Source organism: Nocardia inohanensis NBRC 100128, from assembly GCF_001612945.1.
Taxonomy (GTDB): domain Bacteria; phylum Actinomycetota; class Actinomycetes; order Mycobacteriales; family Mycobacteriaceae; genus Nocardia; species Nocardia inohanensis.
In genome coordinates, this window is record NZ_BDBK01000002.1 from 219389 (window position 1) to 242574 (window position 23186).

Below are 23186 nucleotides of genomic sequence, written 5' to 3' on the forward strand. Positions count from 1 at the left end.
CTTCGTGGAGGGAATCAGAAGCGCCGTTTGCGCGGCTTCAGGTGCAGGCCCGGTAGCGGGGGTGCGGGGATTCGCTGTTCGGGGGTGTGCCCGGCGATGTCGGGGAAGCGTGTGAGATCGCGGTTCTCCCAAGCATTTCGGGCTTCCACGATCTCTTCGTGACTGCGCGCCACGAAGTTCCACCACATGACCAGGTCCTCGCCGAACGGTTCGCCGCCCAGCAACAGGACCTGAGCCCCGGCCGTGCTGGTCAGCACCAATTCGTCGCGATCGCTGCCCAGATAGAGCAGGCCGTCGGATTGCGCGTCGATGCCGGAGACGGCGAGGTCGCCGCTGACCACCAGCACCGCGTACTCGAAGTCCGCGCGCACCGGCAGCGTCACCTCCGCGCCCGCGTCGATGAGCAGGTCCGCGCCCACGATCGGGGTGTACGCGGTGGCCGCCGAGGTGGCGTCACCGAGCGTGCCGATCAGGACGGTGGCGCGCAGGCCCGGCAGCACCAGGACCGGCAGATCCTTGTGCTGCTCGAAATGCGGTGCCACCGAACGGCTTTCGTTCGGCAGGGCGATCCACAATTGGAGGCCCGCGCCGTTCGGATTCCCCGGCACCCGGTACTCCGAATGCGCGATCCCGTGCCCGGAGGTCATCAGGTTCAGCTGCCCCGGCACGATCTCGATATCCGACCCCACGCTGTCGCGATGCCGGATGCGCCCGTCCAAAGGCCAAGTGACGGTTTGCAATCCGATATGCGGATGCGGCTCGATGTCATGGCCTTCGGGCGTGGCCGGCCCGCTGGAGCCGAACTGGTCCAGGAAGCACCAAGCGCCCACCGTCGGCAGATCGCGCTGCGGCAGCGAGCGGTGCACGGTGACCCCGCGCACGCCGCCGAGCGGCACCTCGCGCGCCGGATGGAAATCCGCGCGCGGTCCCGGACGCCCGGAGCACTCGCAGAGCGACTCCTCCGGTTTCGGCTCCAGGTCGCTCATCGCTTGATGCCCTTGCCGACCACGTGCTCGTCGTATTCGGGGTGCTTGTCGAGCCAGCCCTTGATGAACGGGCAGCGCGGCACGATCACATTGCCGCGCGCGATCACATCGGTGATCGCTTCCTGGGCGAGCAGGTTGCCGAGCCCCTTGCCGCTGAATTCGCTGTCCACCTCGGTATGGATGAACACGGTGTCGTTGTCGCGCTCGCGGTATTCGGTGAAACCGGCGAGCGAGCTCCCGTACCACACCTCGTACCGGTGTTGCGCGTCATTACGAACGACGGCGGCCGCCACGGCCTGTTCGCTCATTGTTCAGTTCTCCTTCCGCACCCGCACCGGATGTTTGCTCATGATCGACACGCGGTTGAACGCGCCGATCGTGGTCGCGGCCCAGATCAAAACCGATATCTGGTCATCCGACAAATGTTGCCGCGCAGCAGCATACTCACCATCGGTGATCTCGTCGTCCGGCAGCGAATTCACTGTTTCGGCGAGTTGTAGTGCCGCGCGTTCTTGTTCTGTGAACAAGTAGGGGGCGCGTCGCCAAGCGTCCAGTACCGCCAGTTGCTGGGCGGTGACTCCGGCATCGCGCGCGTATCGGTAATGCAGATCCAGGCAGAAGGCGCAGCGATTGAGCTGGGAGACGCGCACATTCACCAGTTCCATGACCGCGCGGCTCAAACCGGCTGCCGCGGCGGCGGTGCGGACCGCCAGTGCCACGCTGTTGAGCGCGTGGAAGATCTCGGGAGTTTGCTTGTCGAGCCAGACTCGATCGTGCACCGCTGCGGACTGCATAGTGCTGGCATCGTAAGCGTTCAAAGTTAAACCTGCCGTCCAGTCTGAGAATTACCGCGCGCGAAGTCGTTCCGCGCTATTCGGGCTCGCGTAGCCGCCGATTCACTTCCCCCAGCCCATCCGCGATGGCGGTGAGCTGTTCGGCGGTCAGTACATCCGCGAAGAGTTCGCGCACGAGCTCCACATGCCCCGGCGCGGCCGATTCGAGCTTGCGCCGGCCCGCCTCGGTCAGCTTGGCGTACACCGCGCGCAGATCGGCCGGGCAGGAGCGCCGGTGCACCAGCCCGGCGCGTTCCAGCCGATCGATCTGATATGTGAGCTTGCTCTTGGCATCCAGCAACGCCGCCGCCAATTCGCTCATCCGCAGCTCCCCGTCCGGGGCTTCGCTCAGCCGGACCAGGATCTCGTACTGCACATGTGACAGCCCCGCATCCCGCTCCAGCTGCTGGTCCAGCCGCCGGTTCAGCTGCCCGGCCGCGCCGAGTAAGGCCAGCCAGGCGCGCCGCTCCTCCTCGTTCAGCCATCGCGGACCCATAAGCCCAGGTTACCGCCCATAGTTCGAATTGGAATAACCGGGCGGGGTCGGAGGTTCTGGTTGATCGGAACGCGTCCCCATACCCCCCCATGGAGCAGCCATGAGCACCACGAGCATCGCCAGCGCGAGCGTCCGTACCCGCGTGCGCATCCCGCTGACCTTCGCCGACGGCTACTCGACCACCGCCGAGGCGGTCACCTTCGACGGCCTGAGCGACGGACGGGAACACCTCGCCCTGGTGCTCGGCGACTTCTCGACCGAATCCGCGAATGTGCCGTTGGTGCGCCTGCATTCGGAATGCCTCACCGGCGATGTCTTCGGCTCGGCCCGCTGCGACTGCGGCCCGCAATTGCGCGAGGCCGTGGAGCGGATCGCCGAGACCGGTGGCGTGCTCCTCTACCTGCGTCAGGAAGGCCGCGATATCGGGCTGTACAACAAGCTCGACGCTTACGCGCTGCAAGACTCCGGTCTCGATACCTACCAAGCCAATACCGCGCTCGGCCTGCCCGAGGATGCCCGCGACTACACCGCCGCCGCGCAGATGCTGACCGCGCTGGGCATCGGCGAACTGGATCTGCTCAGCAATAACCCCGACAAGTCGCGACAGCTCGCCGGGCTCGGACTGGCGGTCCGCACAACGGTGCCCACCGGTGTGCACGCCACCGCTACCAACCTGCGTTACCTGCGGGCAAAGGTCGAGCACACCGGGCACACCCTGATTCTGGCGGACTCGGCCGCCGCCACCCTGGCGGGCTGAACCGCCACCCTCCGTCGATCCGCCGCGCCGGTCATCGGCCCGCGGCATCGCCGACCGGAAAGGAAAACCCATGTCCGCGACCATGACTCGCGATCCGGCGGCCCGGATGCCGGTGCTGTACCTCAGCCACGGCGCACCGCCGCTGGCCGACGACCCCGTCTGGCCCGGCCAGCTCGCCGCCTGGTCGGCCGAATTGCCCAGGCCCACCGCCATTCTCATGGTCTCCGCGCACTGGGAGGACGCGCCGGTCACCCTCGGCGCGACCACCACGGTGCCGCTGATCTACGACTTCGGCGGCTTCCCGGAGCACTACTACCAGGTTCGATACGCCGCCCCGGGCGCACCCGAACTGGCGGCGAAAGTCCGTGCGCTGCTGGCGAAACCGGGCCAGGCCGTGCACGACGCCCCCGACCGCGGCCTCGACCACGGCGCGTACGTGCCGCTGGTGGAGATGTACCCCGACGCCGATATCCCGGTCCTCCAGGTCTCCCTGCCCACCCTGGATCCAGTGGGCCTCTACGACCTGGGTCGCCGCCTGGCCCCGCTCCGGGACGAGGGCGTGCTCATCGTCGGCAGCGGCTTCTTCACCCACAACCTGCGCGAAGCCGATTTCGGCGCGGCGCCCGACGAGGCCCCGGCCTGGTCGCGCGAATTCGACCACTGGGGAAGCGAAGTCCTGCGTTCCGGCGATATCGACGCCCTGCTGAACTTCCGCCACACCGCCCCCGCCGCCCTCCGCGCCCACCCCCGCACCGAACACTTCGCCCCGCTCTTCGTCACCCTCGGCGCGGGCGAATCCGACCTGTCCGCCCAGCGCACCCCGATCGAAGGCTTCTGGCTGGGCCTGGCGAAACGCTCGATCCAGCTCGGCTGAGCCCGATCGCCAACCCCCGTCATTCCGGCGTGGGTTTGGCCGGAATCCACACGGTTCGCTGGGGTGTGGATCCCGGCTGAAAGCATGCCGGGATGACGGGGTGGCATGCCGGGATGACGGGGTGGCATGCCGGGATGGCAAGGGTGGCAGGGCTATTCGCGGGCGACCGCGGTGAAGTTCATGTCCGCGTAGCGGGTTCCGGCGACCTGCGCGCCGATCGGCTCCAGGGCTGCCAGCTCCTCGGCGGTCAGCTCGACCGTCGCGGCGGCGATGTTCTCCGCCACCCGGGTCCGGCTGCGGGTGCCGGGGATCGGCACCACCGAAAGTCCGTGCACGGCCGAGCGGGCATGCACCCAGGCCAGCGCGATTTGGGCCGGAGTGTGGCCGCGTGCTTCGGCGATCGCCCGCAGCGGGGCCAGCAGGGCCGTGTTCCGATCGGCGTTGTCGCCGGTGAAGCGGGGCATGGTGCGCCGGATATCGCCTTCCGGAAGGTCTCCGACCGGGGCGGCGCCGGTCAGGAAGCCGCGTCCCAGTGGGGAATACGGGACGAACGTGACGCCGAGTTCGGCCGCGGCGGGCACCACGGTGTTCTCCACGTCGCGGGAGAAGAGCGACCATTCCGATTGGACGGCCGCGATCGGGTGCACCGCGTATGCCGCGCGCAGTTCTGCGCCCGTCACTTCGGAGAGCCCGATCTGCCGCACCTTGCCCTGGGCCACGAGTTCGGCGAGCACGCCGACGGTGTCCTCCACCGGGACGCCCGGTTGCTTGCGGTGCATGTAGTAAAGGTCGATCACGTCGATGCCGAGCCGGCGCAGGCTGGCCTCGACCGCTGCCCGGATGTACTCCGGCGAATTGTCGGTGCCGCGGTAGGCCGGATCCTCGGCCTTGCGCACGATCCCGAATTTTGTTGCGAGCACGACGTTCTCGCGGTGGGCGCGCACGAAGTCACGCAGGAATTCCTCGTTGTGCCCCGCGCCGTACACGTCGGCGGTGTCGAACAGCGTCACGCCCAGCTCCAGCGCCCGCTCCAGCGTCGCCCGAGACTCCGCCAGATCGCTGTCCCCGTAGAACTCGCTGATCCCCATGGCCCCGTAACCCTGTGCCCCGACCCGGATTTCGCCGAGTGCGGTGGTGGGAAGAGCCTGTGCCGTGGTCATGCCTGAACCCCTTCGCTAGCAGCCTGTTTCGACACGGTCCGCCAGTCGGCCGCCGGATTGCCCTCGTACAGGGCGATCTTGCAGTCGAGCACGGCGACGGTCTGCTTCAATTCCTCGATCTGGGCGAGTACTTCGGTGCGGGTCTGCCGGAACATCTCCAGCCGCTCCGGAAAGGTCGAATCTCCCTCCCGCACCAGCTCCGCGTAGCGCACCATGTCGGCCACCGACATCCCGGTGCGCCGCAGCCGCCCGATGAGCTCGAGCCAATCCATATCGCGATCGCTGAACCGCCGCTGCCCGGAGTGATCCCGGCCCACGTAGTTCATCAACCCGATCCGCTCGTACCAGCGCAGCGTGTCGCGGGTCAGCCCGCTCCGCTCGGAGACCTCCCCGATCGAATACCGCGGCCGCTCGTAGTCGGCCCCGTGCGGCTGTGTCACTTCCGCTGCTGCTGTCGCGCCCATCGTCTCGCCCCTGTCTCTCGGAACCGCTCAAACGCTAGCCACCTGGAGTGCACTCCAAGCAAGCCTTATTCTCGCGCGGATGCGAAGGCCCTGCCGGGAGCGGGGGTGGACACGCCCGGTGCGCATGGCCGACCATTTCGGCATGTTGCGCACCCGCGAGGTCGACCTCTTCGAAAGCTCCAGGGGCCGCCTGGAGGCGATCGCCTACCGCCTGCTGGGCTCCGCCGGTGACGCCGAGGACGCGGTGCAGGAGACCTATCTGCGCTGGCAGGCCGCCGACCGCGCATACGTGGAGACGCCCGAGGCGTGGCTGACCAAGGTGCTCACCAACTACTGCCTCAACCAGCTCACCTCGGCCCGCGCCCGCCGGGAAACCTATGTGGGGCAATGGCTTCCGGAGCCGGTGCTGGCCGGTGACCGGATGCTCGGCCCGGCCGACACGGTCGAGCAGCGCGAATCGGTGTCGATGGCCATGCTCACGCTGATGGAGCGGCTCACCGCCAAGGAGCGCGTGGTCTACGTGCTGCGCGAGGCTTTCGGCTACTCGCATCAAGAGGTGGCCGAACTGCTGGACATCACCGAAGCCAATTGCCAGCAGGTCTATCGCCGCGCCAAACAGCATCTGGCCACCGAGCGGGCGCGCATCGAGGTGGACGAGGCCGCGGCTCGCCGGATCGTGGAGGAGTTCCTGGTCGCGGCGGTCAGCGGGCAGACGGACATGCTGGTGCAGCTGCTCGCCGACGATGCTTCGATCATCGGCGACGGCGGCGGCTTCATCCCGACGCTGAACCGGCCGCTGGTCGGCGCGGAACGCATCGCCCGGTTCGTCCGCATGGCCATCAAGCCGACGAACGGCACCTGGGACAAGCTCGGCGGCAAGCCCGCCATGTTCGGCGTCATCGCCAACGGCATGCCCGCGCTCGTGCTCGTCACCGGCGATCGGGTGGTCGCGGTGGTGGTCCTGGAGATGAGCGCCGACGGCATCGCGGCCGTGCACGCCCAGGCCAACCCGGAGAAACTGGCGCACGCCACCCGGCAGTGGGCCACCTACGAGCCGGGAGCGCCGCTGCCCGAATTGTGGTGACCCACATCACAGTCCGCCGCTGTCAGCATTCGTGACCCTGTCCGGTTCAGGTACCGAACCCACCGAGACAGGAGCCACACCATGAAGCACCGCATCGTCGTCCTCGGAGCCGGGTACGCCGGAGCCATCGCCGCCGGCCGCCTGGCCAAGCGACTGCACCGCGACGATATCGACATCACCCTGGTCAACGCCGATCCCGATTTCGTCGAGCGGATCCGCCTGCACCAGGTCGCCACCGGTCAGGAAGTGCCGGTGCGCCCGCTGCGGAAGCTGTTCGCGGGCACCGGCGTTCAGGTGCGGATCGCCCGGGTCGAATCGGTCGACGCGGATCGCAAGACCGTGACGCTCGATGGCGAGCAGGGATCCGAGACCCTGGCCTACGACACCCTGGTCTACGCCCTGGGCAGCACCATCGCCGACTACGGCGTCCCCGGCGTCGCCGAGTACGCCCACCATGTGGCGAGCAAGCAGGCCGCGCTGCGATTGCGGGAGCGCTTGGCGGAACTGGGCGTAGGCGAGACCGTGCTGATCGTGGGCGGCGGTTTGACCAGCATCGAAGCCGCCACCGAGATCGCCGAGGCGCGACCGGACCTGAAAGTCGCAATGGCCGCGCGCGGCGGTGTCGGCGACTGGCTCGACGAAAAGGCGCAGGCGCACCTGCACGCCGCGTTCGAACGCTTCGGCATCACCGTGCACGAGCACGCCGACGTCACCCGCGTCACCGCGGACGGTGTGGTCACCGCCGCGGGCGCGGAGATCCCGGCCCGGATGACCGTCTGGACAGCGGGTTTCGCGGTACACGAGATCGCGGCCGCCAGCACGCTCACCGTCTCGGCGGCCGGCCGCATCGTCGTCGATGCCACCCTGCGCTCGGTCTCGCACCCCGACGTCTACGCGCTCGGCGATGCCGCGCACGCCGCCGGAGTGGGCGGCAAGACGCTGCGCATGGGCTGCGCCACCGCCTCGCCGATGGCCTGGCTGGGCGCGGACGCCATCGCCGCCCGGCTGACCGGACGTGCGGTCCCCGACACCCCGATCGGCTACAACAGCCAGTGCATCAGCCTGGGCCGCCGCGACGCCATCGTGCAGAAAGTGACCGAGGAGGATCAGCCGACCTCGAAGGTCGACGTGGGCCGCAAGGCCGCGCGCATCAAGGAACTGATCTGCAAGGGTGCCGCCTGGAGCGTCCGCAACCCGACCCTGATGGTGCCGAGCCGTCGCCGGCGCGTGGTCGCGAACGCCGCGGCGCAGCCCGCCGTCATGGCGAACTGAACCCCGGATCGTGGACCGTGCTCACCACGGTCTGCGCGTCAGAACTGTTGCGGCAGTTCCTGAACGGCCCACTTGTTCCCATCCGGATCGGCGAAGTACGTGAACAGGCCCCAGCCCTCGTCCTTGACCGGCGTCGCCTCGACCCCGGCCGCGATGAGCTGCTGGTAGGCCTGTTCCGCACTCTCCACCACCACCTGCATGCCCTCCACGCTGCCGGGCGCGGCGGAGGTGATGCCCTTCCCGATGCAGATCGAGCACCCCGAACCGGGCGGGGTCAGCTGCACGAAGCGGATATCCGGGCTGGGGGAGTGGTCGTGGTCGGCATTGAAACCGATCTTGACGTAGAAGTCCTTGGCACGATCGACATCGGAGACGGGCAGGGCGACGAGTTCGATTTTCCAATCCATCGTTCGAGGGTCCCACTCGGCACCGGCCGAAACGGGCGGATCGGAAACAAGATTCGCCCGTACCCTGGGGTCATGGCTAAAGAGATCGACCGCGTCCGGGCTCGTTCGGCCCTGGAATCGGTGAAGGAACAGCCGGTCATCGCGGCAATCGCGGCGCTGCCGGTGCTGGTGATCCTCGGCATCGTGGGCGTGGTGGCGGGCTGGGGCTGGGCCCTGCTGCTGCTGATCGCGCTCGGCGGTGTCGCGGTGTGGCGCGGCCGGCTGTTGCGGTAACCCGGGAACGGGTTCAGCGGGGCACGTGGAAGCGGACCAACTCGCCCGTGCCCGGGTCGGCGGCCGCCCAGGGGCGGTCGAATTCCAGCACCGCCAGCGCCGAAGTCGGGAATTTGCGGCTCATCTCCTCGGCCGCGGCGGAGCTGCGATTGGCCGCCAATTCCCATGCGGTCCAGGGCATTCCGGGGGAGTGGCCGACCAGCAGCAGCGTTTCGACGGATTCGTCGGCGAGCTGCACCATTTCGATCAGAGTGTGCGGGGACGCTTCGTAGATCGCGCTCTCGTACGTGACCGGGGCGGTGATGCCGGTGGCGGCGAGGGTTTCCCGGGTGCGGGTGGCGGTGGAGCAGAGCACCGCGTCGATCTTCGGCTGGGTTTCGCGCAGCCAGTCTCCGGCGAGTGCGGCCTCGCGGCGGCCACGCGGCGCGAGCGGGCGTTCATGGTCGTCCACACCCTCCGGATAGCCGGATTTGCCGTGTCGCATGAGGATCAGAGTCCGCACCATACCGATACGTTAAGCGGCGGCGAGTTGACAGGTGGAGGCCGGTGCCACAATGTTCTACTCCGACGCTGCCGAGAGACGACCCTCACACTCGAGGCACACTGAAGGTGGCGTCACACCGGGGCTGGCACGCACCGGAACGCCGCCTATATTAGAACGTGTTCTACCGACCCTGCTCGAACCCGAGCTGAGTAGCACCACGCGACTGTTTCGAGGATCTGCGAGATATGGCCTATGTGATCACGCAGCGTTGTTGCAACGACGCCAGCTGCGTACCCGAGTGTCCGGTCGATTGCATTCGTCCCACTCCGGAGCAACGAGAGTTCGCCACCACCGAACAGCTCTACATCGACCCGGACACCTGCATCGACTGCGGGGCCTGCGTCGACGCCTGCCCGGTCGACGCGATCTTCTCCGAGGACGACCTGAGTGCATCGCTGGCCCGGTTCCGCGACATCAATGCCGCGTACTTCCAGCGGCATCCGCTCGAATCCAACTTCGAGCCCCTCGTCGCCCCGAGCCGCGCGCCCAAGGACCTGGGCACCCTGCGCGTCGCCGTCATCGGCGCCGGCCCGGCCGCCTGCTACGCGGCCGAGGAACTGCTGCGCCGCGCCGACGTCGAGGTCGAGCTGTTCGACCGGCTGCCCACGCCGTACGGCCTGGTGCGCGCCGGCGTCGCGCCCGACCACCCGGGCACCAAGTCGGTGGCCTCGCTCTTCGAGTCCGCGTTCCGGCGCGAGGCGCTGCAATACCGGCTCAATGTCGAGGTGGGCAAGCACATCTCGCACGAAGAGCTGTTGCGGCACCACCACGCGGTGATCTACGCGGTGGGCGCCGCCACCGACCGCAAGCTCGGCGTGCCCGGTGAGGACCTGCCCGGTTCCTACTCCGCCACCGAGTTCGTGGCCTGGTACAACGGGCATCCGGACTTCGCCGATCGCGAATTCGATCTCTCGGGCGAGCGGGCCGTCATCGTCGGCAACGGCAATGTGGCCCTCGATGTGGCGCGCGTGCTCACCGTCTCGCCGGACGAACTCGCCAAGACCGATATCGCCGATCACGCCCTCGATGCGTTGCGCCGCAGCAATATCAAGGAAGTCGTGGTGCTGGGCCGGCGCGGGCCGTTGCAGGCCGCCTACACCTCGTCGGAGTTCCTGGCGCTCGGGCACCTGAAGGGCGTCGACGTGCTCGTCGATCCCGTCGACCTGGAGCTCGATCCCGCCTCGCAGGCCGAGCTGGACGATGCCGAGGTCGAGCCGTCGCTGCGGCTCAAGTACACCCTGGCGCAGGAGTACGCCGCCGGGAAGCGCAACCCGGACCACAAGCGAATCGTGTTCCGCTACCTGGTCTCTCCCACCGCCGTCACCGGCGAGGGCAAGGTCGAGGCGATCGAGTACGTGCACAACGATCTGGTGCAGGAGAACGGGGTCACCCGGGCCGTCGCCTCGGATCGGACCGGCGTGCTGACCACCTCGCTGGTGCTGCGCTCCATCGGCTACAAGGGCGAGCCCGTGGCCGATGTGCCGTTCGACGAGAACCGCGGCGTCATCCCGAACGACAAGGGCCGAGTGCTGCTGGACGGCAACACGGTTCAGGGCGTGTACGTCTCCGGCTGGATCAAGCGCGGGCCGCGCGGCGTCATCGGCTCCAACCGGGTCGATTCGCAGGAGACCGTCGATCAGCTCATCGAGGACTTCACGGCCGGGAAACTGGCTGCGCCGCAGGCGGATCGGGCCGCGCTCGACGCGCTGCTCACCGAACGGCAGCCGGACCAGGTCGGCCGGGACGGCTGGAAGGCCATCGACCAGGCGGAGAAGACCGCGGGCAAGGCCGCCGGTCGCCCCCGCGTGAAGTTCACCAGCCTCGAGGACCTGCTCAAGGCCGCCAAGGGGTAGATACCGGAGAACGAGTGCGGCCCCGCCCTTTCGGACGGGGCCGCACTCGTTCCGTGGCTCAGCTCGCCCGCAGGTCGATGAGCAGGCCGTCCTTGGCGCACATGGACGGGACCGCCGGATCGGGCTGCGCATTGCACTGCCAGCCGTCGACCACCATCACATCGGTATCGCTGATGGTCTGCACATACTTCGTGGCCACATTGATGGCCTCCGTACAGCCGACGCGACCCGCCGGGGTGCCCACCGCGATCACGGTGCGAGTGCCGCCTCCCGCGTCGATGACGGCGCCGCAGTCGGCATCACCGATCCGCTCCGGCGAAGTCGTGGTGCTGGGTGGCGATGTCGTGATCGGATTGGGCGGCAACGGCTTCGGACTCGAAGTCGTGGTCGGCGCCGGCGCCGAGGTGGCGGTGGCGGACGCACCGGTGGTGGTCTTCGCGGCGTCCTTCGAATCCGAGGAGTGACCGCACGCGGTCAGCCCGGCTACCAGTAGTGGCGCGGCGGCCAGCAGGGTGAAATGCGCGAGTCTCATACCGGGCGAGTCTGCCAGGCAAACTTTCAGCGACGGCCATTTCGCCGGGAATGTCGGGCCTGGGGCCGATTCCCGGGCCGGTGCGGGCGCCCGGCGGACTCAGCTCGGCAGCGGCCCGATCCGCACGGCGGTGGTGGTCACGCCGCCGACCACGAACCACAGGCGCAGAGTCGGATGCCCGGTCCGGTCGCCCGGCTCGTACCGGCTGCGCACCGCGATGTGCTGGCGCGCCCACACCGGTGCGATGTACTCGATCACCGCGCGATGCGGTCCGGCCACCAGCTTCGGGTAATCGACCAGATACTGCTCCACGGCCTGCCAGTAGGCGGCGTTGTTCACGTGGTTGTACTGGTCGATATCGGTGGAGCGCACCGGGAACGGCAGATCGGTGTCGTTCTCCGGCGGCGTCTGATCGGTCAGCCACGGCCGCCACCGCAGCCGATGCTCGTCGGTGGTGCGCGACAGCTGGGCCAGCATGTCGTCACTGATCCGGGTCGGCATATTGGTGAACTCGTTGATATTGATCCAGAACCCCTCGGTCTCGATCAATCCGCCGTTCTCGCTGGTGATCCGGACCCGCATATTGGTCCAGCGCGTCGACATGGCCGAACACCAGCGGGTCAGCTGCACCCGGTCCGGCCAGTGGATCGGGCGCACCACATCGATCACCGTGCGGCGCACGATCCACGCCGGATCGGAGACCTCGAAGGCCCCGGAATGCATTTCCTCCCAGGCGATGTCCTGGAGATAGCGGGCCGTGGCGTCGAAACGAAGCCGCTGATAGGGGTCCACATCGCCGGCCCGGACCGGCCACGACGCGGAGAACCCCGAGCCCTCCTGGGGAAGCGGGGCGAGTGGCTGATCGAGTGACACTGGTGCTCCTCGCGCTGCACTGGGTGTGCCGCGTTTCGTGCGGTGCTTGCTGAAACAAGACTTTACGGTGCGGGCGTCGCACACACGCGTCGAGTCGGGTGTACTTGCTCGAGACGTGGAACTCGGCGGCGGCGGGCCGTAGCCTTGCGGGTGACACGGCTGACGACGGGGAGGCGACGGGTGGCCGCAGGCGATCGGGCCGGTGCGCGGTTCGGGCAGTACGAGTTGCGGCGACTGCTCGGCGTCGGCGGCATGGGCGAGGTGTACGAGGCGTACGACACCGTGCGCGATCGCGTGGTGGCGATCAAGCTGCTCGATGTCGAGCTCGCCAAGTCGGCCACCTACGTGGAGCGCTTCCGGCGCGAATCACGGACCGCGGCGCGGTTGCAGGAACCGCATGTCATCCCCGTGCACGACTGGGGTGAGGTCGACGGCGTCCTCTACATCGACATGCGCCTGGTGCGCGGCCGCGACCTGAAGGCGTACATCCACGAAGACGGCCCGATGCCGCCCGCGGACGCCGTCTCGGTGGTCGAACAGGTCGCCGCCGCACTGGACGCCGCCCACGAAACCGGCCTGGTGCACCGCGACATCAAACCGGGCAACATCATTCTCACCGGCGAACTCTTCGCCTACCTGGTCGATTTCGGTATCGCCCACACCGAATCCGACGCCCAGCTGACCAGCACCGGCAGCACCATCGGCTCCTTCGCCTATATGGCCCCCGAACGCTTCGAACACCACGCCGCCGTCGCCCCCGCCTCCGACATCTACGCTCTCGCCTGCGTCCTCTACGAATGCCTCACCGGCACACCCCCTTTCCGCACCGAAAGCAATCTCGGCACCATCCGAGCCCATATGCTCACCCCACCCCCGAGCCCCAGCCGCCACCCCGGCGTCCCCGGCTCCCTCGACCACGTCATCGCCACCGGCATGGCGAAGGACCCCCGCCACCGCTACACCTCCGCCGGCCAGCTCGCCCGCGCCGCGCGCGCTGCCCTGCGCACCGCCCTCCCCGGCGAAGCCGCCCCCACCGCAGTGCCGTACCCGCCCGCCCCGCAACAACATTCACCCGCCCCCGGACCGTGGCCGGGCTCCCCGTCCGCCCCCATCGATGTGCAGGGCAGTCCGGCCGCTTATTCGTCGCAGGGTGGAGGTACCGGCACGCCGGTCGCGGGACCGCAAGGCGCGAGCGCTTCGGGACCGGTGGACTATCCGCCGCAGGGCGGGAGCGGCTCGGGTCCGGTCCATCCGCCGGCGGGTGGATATTCCATTGGCCCGGCCGATTACTCGCCGTCGGCGGGTCATTCATCGGCGCCGGTGGATCATCCGCAGGGCTCGAATCCCACGGGTCCGGGTGGTTATTCGCCGCAGGGTGCGCAATCGCCTGGGACGGGCGGTTATGCGGCTGCGGGCTCGGGGGAGTACGCGCCGACGCGGAGTGGGTATTCGCCGTTGCCGGAGGATCATCCGGGGGCGCGGGGCGGGTATTCGCCGCTGCCCGAAGAGTATGTGGCGACGCAGATCGGCAGGCCGGCCGCGTTCGCCGGGCCGCGTGAACATCCTTCGGCGCCTTTGCCTTTGCCGCCGCGGGAGCGGAGTTCGGTGCCGATGCTGGTGGGGGCGCTGGTGGGGGTGGTGTTGCTGCTGGGCGTGATTCTCGGCTGGGTGCTGGTGTCCGGCAAGTGGAGCGGCAGCGACAGCGCCACGAATTCGGCGGCTTCGGTGACCCGTTCGCACGGCGACCAGGCGGGCGGCAGTTCGGCCGGCGGCGGTACGGCGGGCGGGCGGAGCACCACGGCGGCCGTCACCACCACCCTGGCCCCGTGGGTCGGGAGCGTATCCGGCACGGACACACAGGGTTTCGTCGGCGGACCGCGCTGCAATTCGGACAACCCGGCCATCGCGCTCGGCCGCACCGCCGCGTCCCGCGTGCTCATCTGCCGCACCGGGGTCGGCCGCTACTACTACAAGGGCGTCCGCATCAGCGATGGCGCGGGCATCGAACTCGACGACCCCACCTCCGACGGCAGCGGCGGCTTCACCGTCACCAACCCGCAGGACGGCACCCAGTACCGCATCACCTCCTCGGCCCTCGTCATCACCGAGAAGAGCGGGAAGGTCGCCGCGAACGAGACGATGATCGAGTACGCGCACCGCTGACCCGGCGGGGCATTGGCAACGGACTGGGCGATCGGTTACGTTCGGCTGGTATCCGCAGGTGGATTGATCGGAGTTGATCGGGAATGCGCGCAGCCGTCGTGAGCAAGCTGGAGGGCCCGGAATCCATCGAGTTGCTGGAGGTTCCCGAACCCGCGGCGTATCCGGGTGGGGTGGTCATCGATGTGCACGCGGCGGGTATCGCGTTCCCCGATGTGCTGATGACCCGCGGGCTCTATCAGATGAAGCCGCCGCTGCCGTATGTGGTCGGCTGCGAGGTGGCGGGCATCGTGCGTGAGGCCCCGGCGGATGCGCATGTCGCGCCCGGGGACCGGGTGGTGGCGCTGACCCTGCTCGGCAATGCCGCCGCCGAGGTCGCCGTCGCGCCCGCGCAGATGGTGTTCAAGCTGCCGGACAACGTGTCGCTCGAGTCCGGTGCGGGCGTGCTGTTCAACGACCTCACCGTGCACTTCTGCCTGCGCAATCGCGGCCGCCTGGCCGAGGGCGAGACGGTGCTGGTGCACGGCGCGGCGGGCGGTATCGGCACCTCGACGCTGCGCATGGCGCAGGCGCTCGGTGCGGGCCGCGTCATCGCGGTGGTCAGCACCGAGGCCAAGGCCGAGGTGGCCCGCGACAACGGCGCCACCGATGTGGTGCTCACCGACGGCTGGCTGGACGCGGTCAAGGAACTGACCGGCGGGCGCGGCGTGGACATCGTGCTGGATCCGGTCGGCGGCGACCGCTTCACCGACAGCATCCGTTCGCTGGCCGGCGGCGGCCGCCTGCTGGTGGTCGGCTTCACCGCCGGCGAGATCCCCACCGTGAAGGTGAATCGCCTGCTGCTCAAGAACGTCGAGGTGGTCGGCGCGGCCTGGGGCGAATGGGTGATGTCGCACCCCGGCTACCTCCAGGAACAGTGGGCCGAGGTGGAGCCGCTGCTCGCCAACGGCAAGATCAACCCGCCGGAACCGATCCTCTACACCCTCGCGCACACCGCCGAAGCCGTTGCGGCACTGGATCAGCGCACCGCCACCGGCAAGGTCGTCGTCACCATCCGCTGATCGGCCCGGCGCGCCCCGTGATCACGGGGCGCGACAGTGCCGGCGCGGTGCCGTAGCGTCGCGAACGTGATGCTCTCCACCCGGGTCCTGAACCGCACCCTGCTGGCCCGCCAGCACCTGCTGGAGCGGTCCGAGCTGGGCGTCGCCGACCTGTGCGATCACCTGATCGGGTTGCAGGCGCAGGATATGCTGCCGCCCTTCCTCGCCATGTGGAGCCGCACAACGGATTTCGATCCGGCCGCCATCTCGGCCGGACTCGATGACCGCACCCTGGTGCGAATCACCTTGATGCGCGGCACGATTCACCTGGTCACCCCGCCGGACGCCCTGCGCATCGCCCCGCACATCCAGCCGGAGCTCGAAAAGATCCCGTTCCGTAAGGGATTCAACTACGGCGCGATGGTCGGCCTGGATCCGGACGAGGTCCGCGCCCACGGTGAGAAGGTTTTGGGCGCCGAACCCATGGCCGCCGCCGAACTGCGGGCCCGCGCGGCCGAGATCTACCCGGACCGCGATCCAAGCGCCATCCTGCAAACCTGGCTCTACCAGCTCCCGGTCCTGCAAACCCCGCCGCGCGGCCGCTGGCGCGACAGCAGCCGCCCGGTCTGGTCCCGCGTCGAACCGTGGCTCGGCGCACCTCTGGACCCGGACTATCCCCTGGAGGAACTGCTGCTGCGCTACCTACGCGCCTTCGGCCCGGCGACCACCATGGACATGCAGACCTGGTCCAAGCTCACCAACCTCAAACCGGCGGTGGCGCGCCTGGGCGACCGCGTCCGCACCTACACCGACGAGCGCGGCCGCACCCTCTACGACGCCGCCGACGCCGAGCTCGCCGACCCGGATCTGCCCGCGCCCGTGCGCCTGCTGGGCTGGTACGACAATGCCGTGCTCTCACACCAGGACCGCACCCGCATCGTCCCCGACGGCCTGGCCCCGCCCCTGCGCGCCTTCGCCACCCAGCTCTCCCCGATCCTGGTGGACGGCTTCCTCGCCGGCACCTACAAGATCTTCCCCGAGCGCGGCGCCGCCCGCTTACGCATCACTCCCGGCCGGGACTGGACCCGCACCGAACGCGCCCAGGTCGAAACCGAAGCCCATGCCTTGCTGAGATTCGTGGAACCCGACCGCACCCCCAGCGTGGAGATCCTCGACGTCGGCGCGGACCTGCGGCCCTGAACCGACGATCGCACTCCGCTCCGGCGACCGGCTCGCGGCCGAGCGGCACTCCGCCGATGAGGTGCCCGACCTTTCGCATGCCGGGATAGCGTCGCTCCGCGCACCGGCTACCCGCGATCGGCTACCCGCCACCGAGCTTCGGGCCACTGGGCTTCTGTCCACCCGGGCTTCGGCCACGCGGCGGGGGCTCGGGCTGTCGGCCATCGGGTGCCGGACCGCGCCGGCATGGTCGAGCGGGTGCCGGGGTGCGCAGGGTGTGTGAGGGAACTTTAACGCGCGGGAAATGCGGCGGCGCTAGGCTTTCCGGCACGGCGCTCATGGCTGAAACGGGCGCGGGGCACCATCGGAATACGGTGGGCGAACCAGCCGCATTTCCTGGAGGAATGCCGCATGGTGCGCAATTCGCCGCTGTCCGCCGTCATCGAGTCGGTGACCGTCTACGCCGCCACTCCCGAAGGTCCGCGCTGGTCGTCCGGCCTGGATGTAGTGATCGAGGACGGCCGGATCACCGCGCTCGGGCCGGGTGCCGGTCGTGATCGGGGGCTGCCGCGTACCGACGGCAGCGGCGGGCATCTGATCCCGGGCTTCGTGAACACCCACACCCACCTGCAACAGTCGGTGCTGCGCGGGGCGGGGGAGGGGCTGCCGCTGCTCGAATGGCTGCACTGCGTCGGCGAATTCACCGTCGCCGCCACCCCGGAACAGACCTATCTGGCGGCGCTCGCGGGCGGGCTGGAGCTGTTGCGCAGCGGGGTCACCACCGTGGTGGAGCACATGTGGCCGAACCCGTCGGAGCAGGTGCACGACGCCGCGTTGCGGGCGCTGGACGAACTGGGTATCCGGGTGGTGTTCGGGCGCGGCCTGGCGGACAGATCCGATTCCTCGCGCAAGTGGGGAATGGATCCGCGCCTGCTGCAACCGCTTTCGCAGGTCTTCGAGCATATCGCGGATCTGGATGCGCGCCTGGCGGATTCGCGGATCAGCACCGCGCTCGCAGTGCCGAACCCGCGCTGCCTCACCCCGGACGGCATGGCCGAGGTGCGCGAATTCGCCGCGCGCACCGGCAAGACCCTCTCCATTCATTTGCTGGAGACCACCACCGACGACGACATGTGCCGATTGCATGCAGCCCGTTCGGCCGTCGACTACCTGGACGCGGGCGGCCTGCTCGGCCCGCGCACCCTGGCCGTGCACTGCTGCCACCTCGACGCACCCGGCCGCGAGCGCTTCGCCGAACGCGGAGTCTCGGTGTCCTACAACCCGTTGAGCAATATGCGGTTGGGCAGCGGCGTCGCCCCGGTGCCGGAGATGCTGGCCGCCGGGGTGGGGGTGGGCCTCGGCGTGGACGGCGCGGCCAGCAACGACACCCAGGACATGCTGCTGGCGCTGCGTATCGGCGCGTATCTGCAACGCGTCACGCATCGCCGCGCCGACCTGCTGGATTCCGATGCCATGCTGCGGCTGGCCACCAGGGGCGCGGCCCGCGCGCTCGGCGATCCGGCCACCCACGACGGCCTCGCGGTGGGCGACCGCGCCGACCTCACCCTGCTGCGCTTCGATCGCGATTTCGCCTGCCTGCCGGTGCGCGATCCGGGCGCGAGCCTGCTCACCACCGCCTCGCCGCGGGTGGTGGACACGGTGTGGGTGGACGGCGACGCGGTACTGCGTGACGGCCGCAGCACCCGGATCGACGCCGCGGATCTGGCGAAGCGCCTGAATCACATGCAATGACAGTTAATCAACTGGAAACAGTGACTCGATTGCATGTAATCCCCGTCGATAACACTGGACTCATGCACACAGTGCACGCAATCTGATCGAGAGTAGGTGAGTCCGATGGTCCTGTTGTCCGGACCCGAGACCGGCACCGCCCCGGTGCGAACCACCCCGCCGCCCGTCCGCCCGCAAGCGCCGGCGATCGCCTTCGCCGGCATCGGAAAGCGCTACGGCCGTGACGATTCCGACTCGGTGACCGCGCTGACCGGGATCGACCTGGAGGTGCGCGCCGGCGAATTCGTGGCGGTCGTCGGCCCTTCCGGCTGCGGCAAATCCACCCTGCTGCGACTGGCGGCCGGGCTGGAGACGCCGAGCACGGGAACCATTGCGGTGGAAGCGGATTCGGTCGGCTTCATCTTCCAGGACGCCACCCTGCTGCCCTGGCGCAAGGTACTGCGCAATGTGGAACTCTGCGCCGAACTACAGGGCATCGACCGCGCCACCCGCCGCGCCCGCGCCATCCGCGCCCTGGCGGCCGTCGGCCTCGCCGATTTCGCGGGCAAGCTGCCCGGCCAGCTCTCCGGCGGCATGCGCATGCGCGTATCCCTGGCCCGCGCACTGGCTTTGGAGCCGCGGCTGATGCTGCTGGACGAACCGTTCGGCGCGCTCGACGAGATCACCCGCCTCGATATGCAGGAAGAACTGCTGCGCCTCTACCGCGACAATGCCTTCACCGCGCTGTTCATCACCCATTCGGTCTCGGAGGCGGTATTCCTGGCCGGGCGGGTGGTCGTGATGTCGGCGCGCCCCGGCCGGGTGCACGAGGTGATCGACATCGACCTGCCGTACCCGCGCGACCGCGAACTGCGCTTCGACCCGGCCTTCAACGACCTGGTGTCCCGGGTATCGCACTCGCTACAGGCGGCCTGCCGATGAGCCCGCTCGCCCTGCCGCGCAAAGTCGCGGTGCCGCTGCTCTCGACCGGACTCGCCCTCGGCGCGTGGTACCTGGTGTCGCTGGTGCTGCTCGCCCCCGAGCGCCGCTTCCTGCTGCCGCCGCCGCACACGGTATTCGCCGAATCACTCAGCGACCCCGCCAAACTGGAGACCATGCTGCGCGCCCTGGCCGTCACCGGCCGGATCGCGGTGACCGGTCTGTCGGTCGCCGCGGTACTGGGCATCGCGGTCGGGGTGTTCATGAGCCAGGCCAAGATATTCGAGCGGGTGGTGTACCCGTACGCGGTTGTCCTACAGGCGATCCCGGTGCTCGCGGTGGTACCGCTGATCGGCCTCTGGTTCGGGTACGGACCCACCGCGCGGACCATCGTGTGCGTGCTGATCGCCGTGCACCCGATCATCGCCATGACCCTGTTCGGCATTCAATCGGTCGACCCCAACCTGCGCGAACTCTTCACGCTCGGCCGCGCGAATCGCCTGCGCCGCTTGATATCCCTGGAACTGCCCGCCGCCCTGCCCTCCATCATGACGAGCCTGCGCACCGCCGCCGGCCTCTCGGTGACCGGGGCCGTCATCGGCGACATGTTCTTCGCCAAGGGGCAACCCGGTATCGGCACCCTGCTCGACACCTACCGCGCCCGGCTGCAATCGGAAGACCTGCTGGCCGCGCTGGTGCTGGCCGCACTGTTCGGCGTCACCGTCTTCGCGATCTTCACCGCCGCCCAGCGCCTCACCGTCGGCCGCTGGCACGCCTCCGGCCGCTGATCCCCGCGCTCCGGCGAATTATCAACCCCCTGTGGAGAACTCATGCACACCCTGTTGCGCCGCTGCGGTGTGGCCGCGCTGACCGCGCTCGTGGTCACCGTCGCCACCGCCTGCTCCGGCACCGAAACCGATACCCCCGCGGTCGCTCTCGAACCGGCCGCACCCGAACAGCAACTCGGCGGCGTCTGCCCGGCAACCGTCACCGTCCAGCTGCAATGGGAACCCGAGACCGATTCCGGTCCGATCTTCGGCCTGCTCGGCCCCGGCTATCGCGTCGACGCCGACAACAGCAAGGTCACCGGCCCGCTGGTGGCCGGCGGCAAGGACACCGGCGTGCAACTGGAGATCCGCGCGGGCGGCCCGGCCATCGGCTTCCAGTCGGTGCCGTCGCAGATGTACGTGGACCCCTCGATCACCCTGGGGCTCGCCCATTCCGAGCACGCCATCGCCGCCGCGGCGAAGCAGCCGCTGGTCGCCGTCACCACCCTGCTGCGCTACAGCCCGCAGATGCTGCTGTGGGATCCGAAATCGCATCCGGACTGGCACGGCATCGCCGATATCGGCAAAGCCGGTGCGCCCGTGGTGGTTTCGAAGGGCCAGCTCTATCCGGACTGGCTGGTGGCGCGCGGGCTGGTCAACGCCCGCCAGCTCGACGCCTCCTACGACAACTCACCCTCCCGGTTCGTCACCGATCCGAGCTTCGCCCAGCAGGGCTTCGCCAACTCCGAACCGTACGTCTACGAACACGAGGTGCGGGCCTGGAACAAGCCGATCGCCTACCAGCTGCTGCGTGATGTCGGCTACGAGGGTTACGCCCGCACCGTGAACGTCCGCGCCGACAAACTGAACGAACTGCGCCCCTGCCTGCAACGCCTGGTGCCCATGATCCAAAGGGCCACAGCCGAATTCCGCGCCGACCCGAGTCACGTCGACGATGTGGTGGTCGATGTCGTCGCCAAGTCGCCCAAGTTCACGCCCTACAGCGCCGCCCTGGCCGCCTTCGGCTCCCGGACGCTCATCGACAACGGGCTGGTGGGCCCCGACTCCGACGGCGTGATCGGCAGCTTCGACACCGCCCGGGTGCAGCGGGTCATCGACGAATTCGCGCCCATCCTGCGGCGCGGCGGGGCGGACGTACCCGCCGGGCTCACCGCGAAAGACCTCGTCAACACCGAATTCCTGGACCGCACCGTCACCGCCGGGTGAAAACCCTTCGACCGCAAGGAGATCCGATGACCATCAGCTACGACCTGTCCGAAGTCGCCCGCGAACAGCGCATGGGCGGGGTGGGGGAGGAGACCGACGCCCGCGAGATCCGCGTCATCGACCTCACCGATTTCGAGGAGCGTCGCGCCGAGATCACCGAACAGCTCTGGACCGCCGCCACCGAGATCGGCTTCTTCCAGCTCTCCGGCCACGGCATCCCGCAGGACCGCATCGATGCCGTCTTCGGGCGCACGGCGGACTTCTTCGCCCTCGACGAATCGGTGAAATCGCAGTACCCGCTCGTCAAAGCGAACAACTCGGGCTGGGAAAGCCTGAGCCAGGTGCGGCCTTCGATCGGCGTCCCGGACCAGAAGGAGTCGTACCAGATCACCCGCCCGCACATGACCGGGCTGTGGCCCAGCGAGACCGAACTGCCCGGATTCGTCAGCGCCATACTGGAATTCGAACGCGACTGCTGGACCGTCGCCATGCGGGTGCTCTCCTGCTTCGCCGACCGGCTCGGACTGCCCCGCGACCACTTCACCGCGGCCCACGATCCGGAATCACCCGAATATCAGTCCACCCTGCGCCTGCTGCACTACTTCGCCGTCCCGCCCGAGCTGCGCGACGTACCCGGCCGCTGGCGAGCCGGCGCGCACACCGACTTCGACTGCCTCACACTGCTTTTCCAGCGCGACGGCCAAGGCGGATTGCAGGTGTGCCCCGGCAAGGAGATGGAGAACCAGCAATGGACCTCCATCACCCCGTCGTCCGCGCTCATCACCTGCAATATCGGCGATATGCTCACCCGCTGGAGCGATGACCTGCTGCCCTCCAACTTCCATCGGGTGCGCAGTCCCGGCGCGGACGAATACCAGGGCGACCGCTACTCCATCGCCTACTTCGCCCAAGCCGACCGCGACGCCGTCATCGCGGGCCCGCGCGGGGTGTACCCGCCCGTGACCGCCGCCGACTTCCTCACCCAGCGCGTGCAGGCCAATTACCGGCCGCAAGGGTAATTTCGAACCGATCAGGAAGGATCCCCCATGACCGAACCGGACGGCGAGCTACTCGGCCTCACCGTGCACCGGCAGCTGCGCCAGCTCGTCCTGTCCGGCGAACTCGAACCGGGCGCACCGCTGAGCGTGCTCGCCCTGTCCGCGCGACTCGGCGTGAGCCGCAGCCCCGTTCGCGAAGCGGTCCAGCAACTCATCTACGAGGGCTTGGCCGTGAACGTCCCGCACGCGGGAGCCCGGGTGGCCGTGGTGGACGACGCCCAGATCCGCGAGGTGCTCGCCGTCCGGGCCGTCCTGGACGGACTCGCCGCCGCCGGCGCGGCCACCCGGCTCGCCGAAGCCGACCTCGGCAAGCTCACCACCATGCTCGCCATCCAGGAACAGCACCTGCGCGACAACGCCGACCCCACCCGTGACGCCGCCCTCGACCTGGAATTCCACACCTTCATCCGCGACCATTCCGGAAACCGCACGCTCGCAGACGAACTCGCCCGCCTGGAGGCCCAGGCACACCTCTACCGCGGCGACCTCTGGCAGCACCCCCGCAACCGCACCACCGCCCTGCGCGAACACCGCCGCATTCTCGAAGCCCTCGAATCCGGCCACCCCGCCGACGCCCGCACCGCCGCCGAAGCCCACGTCTGCGGCCTCATCACCCGCATCGACCGCCGCTGAAGCGGGTACGGCCCTCGTCATCCGGCGAACCCTCGTCATCCAGG

25 protein-coding genes are annotated in these 23186 nt (G+C 68.9%); 15 read left to right on the forward strand and 10 right to left on the reverse strand.

The window, feature by feature from the left end:
* Nucleotides 1–14: 14 nt before the first annotated feature.
* The 4 genes from NI1_RS07535 to NI1_RS07550 all read right to left on the reverse strand — a co-directional run bounded on the left by NI1_RS07535 (nucleotide 15) and on the right by NI1_RS07550 (nucleotide 2315).
* Entirely contained in the window at nucleotides 15–986 is a 972-nt protein-coding gene (locus NI1_RS07535; RefSeq protein ID WP_067816041.1) for a pirin family protein, read from the reverse strand.
* Nucleotides 983–1294, reverse strand: coding sequence for a GNAT family N-acetyltransferase (locus NI1_RS38630; protein ID WP_067816044.1), 312 nt, complete (start codon nucleotides 1292–1294; stop codon nucleotides 983–985). The genes NI1_RS07535 and NI1_RS38630 overlap by 4 nt, the downstream gene beginning before the upstream one ends.
* A 3-nt stretch (nucleotides 1295–1297) precedes the next feature.
* Nucleotides 1298–1780, reverse strand: coding sequence for a carboxymuconolactone decarboxylase family protein (locus NI1_RS38635; protein ID WP_067817880.1), 483 nt, complete (start codon nucleotides 1778–1780; stop codon nucleotides 1298–1300).
* Between the two features lie 76 nt (nucleotides 1781–1856).
* Nucleotides 1857–2315, reverse strand: coding sequence for a MarR family winged helix-turn-helix transcriptional regulator (locus tag NI1_RS07550; RefSeq protein ID WP_067816048.1), 459 nt, complete (start codon nucleotides 2313–2315; stop codon nucleotides 1857–1859).
* A gap of 100 nt (nucleotides 2316–2415) precedes the next feature.
* Between NI1_RS07550 and NI1_RS07555 the strand changes: the two genes are divergently transcribed.
* A complete protein-coding gene (locus tag NI1_RS07555) occupies nucleotides 2416–3072 on the forward strand; it encodes a GTP cyclohydrolase II (protein ID WP_067816051.1) in 657 nt (218 codons plus the stop codon).
* Between the two features lie 70 nt (nucleotides 3073–3142).
* Nucleotides 3143–3946, forward strand: a complete 804-nt coding sequence (locus NI1_RS07560; RefSeq protein WP_067816053.1) for a dioxygenase family protein — start codon at nucleotides 3143–3145, stop codon at nucleotides 3944–3946.
* 152 nt (nucleotides 3947–4098) lie between these two features.
* On the opposite strand, the gene NI1_RS07565 is transcribed toward NI1_RS07560, so the two are convergent.
* Both NI1_RS07565 and NI1_RS07570 read right to left on the reverse strand, forming a co-directional pair.
* On the reverse strand, nucleotides 4099–5106 hold the full coding sequence (locus NI1_RS07565; protein WP_067816054.1) for an aldo/keto reductase: 1008 nt from the start codon (nucleotides 5104–5106) through the stop codon (nucleotides 4099–4101).
* The gene (locus tag NI1_RS07570) at nucleotides 5103–5546 is read right to left on the reverse strand and encodes a MerR family transcriptional regulator (protein WP_245663122.1); all 444 of its coding nucleotides are present in this window, start codon (nucleotides 5544–5546) and stop codon (nucleotides 5103–5105) included. The genes NI1_RS07565 and NI1_RS07570 overlap by 4 nt, the downstream gene beginning before the upstream one ends.
* 103 nt (nucleotides 5547–5649) lie before the next feature.
* On the opposite strand from NI1_RS07570, the gene sigJ reads away from it, so the two are divergent.
* Complete coding sequence (gene sigJ, locus NI1_RS07575) at nucleotides 5650–6654, forward strand: RNA polymerase sigma factor SigJ (protein WP_157535002.1); 1005 nt, start codon at nucleotides 5650–5652, stop codon at nucleotides 6652–6654.
* 81 nt (nucleotides 6655–6735) lie between these two features.
* Nucleotides 6736–7926, forward strand: coding sequence for an NAD(P)/FAD-dependent oxidoreductase (locus NI1_RS07580; RefSeq protein WP_067816061.1), 1191 nt, complete (start codon nucleotides 6736–6738; stop codon nucleotides 7924–7926).
* Nucleotides 7927–7964: 38 nt separating this feature from the next.
* Here the strand turns inward: NI1_RS07580 and NI1_RS07585 are convergent, their stop codons facing one another.
* Nucleotides 7965–8333, reverse strand: a complete 369-nt coding sequence (locus tag NI1_RS07585) for a VOC family protein (RefSeq protein WP_067816064.1) — start codon at nucleotides 8331–8333, stop codon at nucleotides 7965–7967.
* Nucleotides 8334–8405: 72 nt separating this feature from the next.
* Between NI1_RS07585 and NI1_RS07590 the strand changes: the two genes are divergently transcribed.
* Complete coding sequence (locus NI1_RS07590; RefSeq protein WP_067816066.1) at nucleotides 8406–8606, forward strand: hypothetical protein; 201 nt, start codon at nucleotides 8406–8408, stop codon at nucleotides 8604–8606.
* Between the two features lie 13 nt (nucleotides 8607–8619).
* Here NI1_RS07590 and NI1_RS07595 read toward each other — a convergent pair whose 3' ends face one another.
* Nucleotides 8620–9111, reverse strand: a complete 492-nt coding sequence (locus NI1_RS07595; RefSeq protein ID WP_067816070.1) for a SixA phosphatase family protein — start codon at nucleotides 9109–9111, stop codon at nucleotides 8620–8622.
* A 224-nt stretch (nucleotides 9112–9335) separates the two neighbouring features.
* Between NI1_RS07595 and NI1_RS07600 the strand changes: the two genes are divergently transcribed.
* Nucleotides 9336–11003 carry an FAD-dependent oxidoreductase gene (locus NI1_RS07600; RefSeq protein ID WP_067816072.1) on the forward strand — a complete coding sequence of 556 codons (1668 nt, stop codon included), beginning with the start codon at nucleotides 9336–9338 and terminating at the stop codon, nucleotides 11001–11003.
* Between the two features lie 58 nt (nucleotides 11004–11061).
* Here NI1_RS07600 and NI1_RS37795 read toward each other — a convergent pair whose 3' ends face one another.
* Nucleotides 11062–11535: a hypothetical protein gene (locus tag NI1_RS37795; RefSeq protein ID WP_157535003.1), complete on the reverse strand. Its 474-nt coding sequence runs from the start codon at nucleotides 11533–11535 to the stop codon at nucleotides 11062–11064.
* Nucleotides 11536–11634: 99 nt separating this feature from the next.
* Nucleotides 11635–12408, reverse strand: coding sequence for an acyl-[acyl-carrier-protein] thioesterase (locus tag NI1_RS07615; RefSeq protein WP_067816081.1), 774 nt, complete (start codon nucleotides 12406–12408; stop codon nucleotides 11635–11637).
* Nucleotides 12409–12588: 180 nt separating this feature from the next.
* Here NI1_RS07615 and NI1_RS38710 point away from each other — a divergent pair, with 180 nt between their 5' ends.
* From NI1_RS38710 to NI1_RS07660, 9 genes are all read left to right on the forward strand, one after another.
* On the forward strand, nucleotides 12589–14571 hold the full coding sequence (locus NI1_RS38710; RefSeq protein WP_067816084.1) for a serine/threonine-protein kinase: 1983 nt from the start codon (nucleotides 12589–12591) through the stop codon (nucleotides 14569–14571).
* A gap of 83 nt (nucleotides 14572–14654) precedes the next feature.
* Nucleotides 14655–15629 (forward strand): NADPH:quinone oxidoreductase family protein, encoded by a 975-nt coding sequence (locus tag NI1_RS07625; protein ID WP_067816086.1) that lies wholly within the window; start codon nucleotides 14655–14657, stop codon nucleotides 15627–15629.
* A 69-nt stretch (nucleotides 15630–15698) separates the two neighbouring features.
* Nucleotides 15699–16808, forward strand: a complete 1110-nt coding sequence (locus tag NI1_RS07630; protein ID WP_067817882.1) for a winged helix DNA-binding domain-containing protein — start codon at nucleotides 15699–15701, stop codon at nucleotides 16806–16808.
* 390 nt (nucleotides 16809–17198) lie between these two features.
* Complete coding sequence (locus tag NI1_RS07635) at nucleotides 17199–18539, forward strand: amidohydrolase family protein (protein WP_067816089.1); 1341 nt, start codon at nucleotides 17199–17201, stop codon at nucleotides 18537–18539.
* A gap of 105 nt (nucleotides 18540–18644) precedes the next feature.
* The gene (locus tag NI1_RS07640) at nucleotides 18645–19460 is read left to right on the forward strand and encodes an ABC transporter ATP-binding protein (RefSeq protein WP_084522775.1); all 816 of its coding nucleotides are present in this window, start codon (nucleotides 18645–18647) and stop codon (nucleotides 19458–19460) included.
* Complete coding sequence (locus NI1_RS07645) at nucleotides 19457–20245, forward strand: ABC transporter permease (RefSeq protein ID WP_084522776.1); 789 nt, start codon at nucleotides 19457–19459, stop codon at nucleotides 20243–20245. The genes NI1_RS07640 and NI1_RS07645 overlap by 4 nt, the downstream gene beginning before the upstream one ends.
* A gap of 42 nt (nucleotides 20246–20287) precedes the next feature.
* On the forward strand, nucleotides 20288–21451 hold the full coding sequence (locus NI1_RS07650) for a nitrate ABC transporter substrate-binding protein (RefSeq protein WP_067816092.1): 1164 nt from the start codon (nucleotides 20288–20290) through the stop codon (nucleotides 21449–21451).
* 26 nt (nucleotides 21452–21477) lie between these two features.
* Nucleotides 21478–22470 (forward strand): isopenicillin N synthase family dioxygenase, encoded by a 993-nt coding sequence (locus NI1_RS07655; protein ID WP_067816095.1) that lies wholly within the window; start codon nucleotides 21478–21480, stop codon nucleotides 22468–22470.
* A gap of 27 nt (nucleotides 22471–22497) precedes the next feature.
* Complete coding sequence (locus tag NI1_RS07660) at nucleotides 22498–23142, forward strand: GntR family transcriptional regulator (protein WP_067816097.1); 645 nt, start codon at nucleotides 22498–22500, stop codon at nucleotides 23140–23142.
* The last annotated feature ends 44 nt before the right edge of the window (nucleotides 23143–23186 follow it).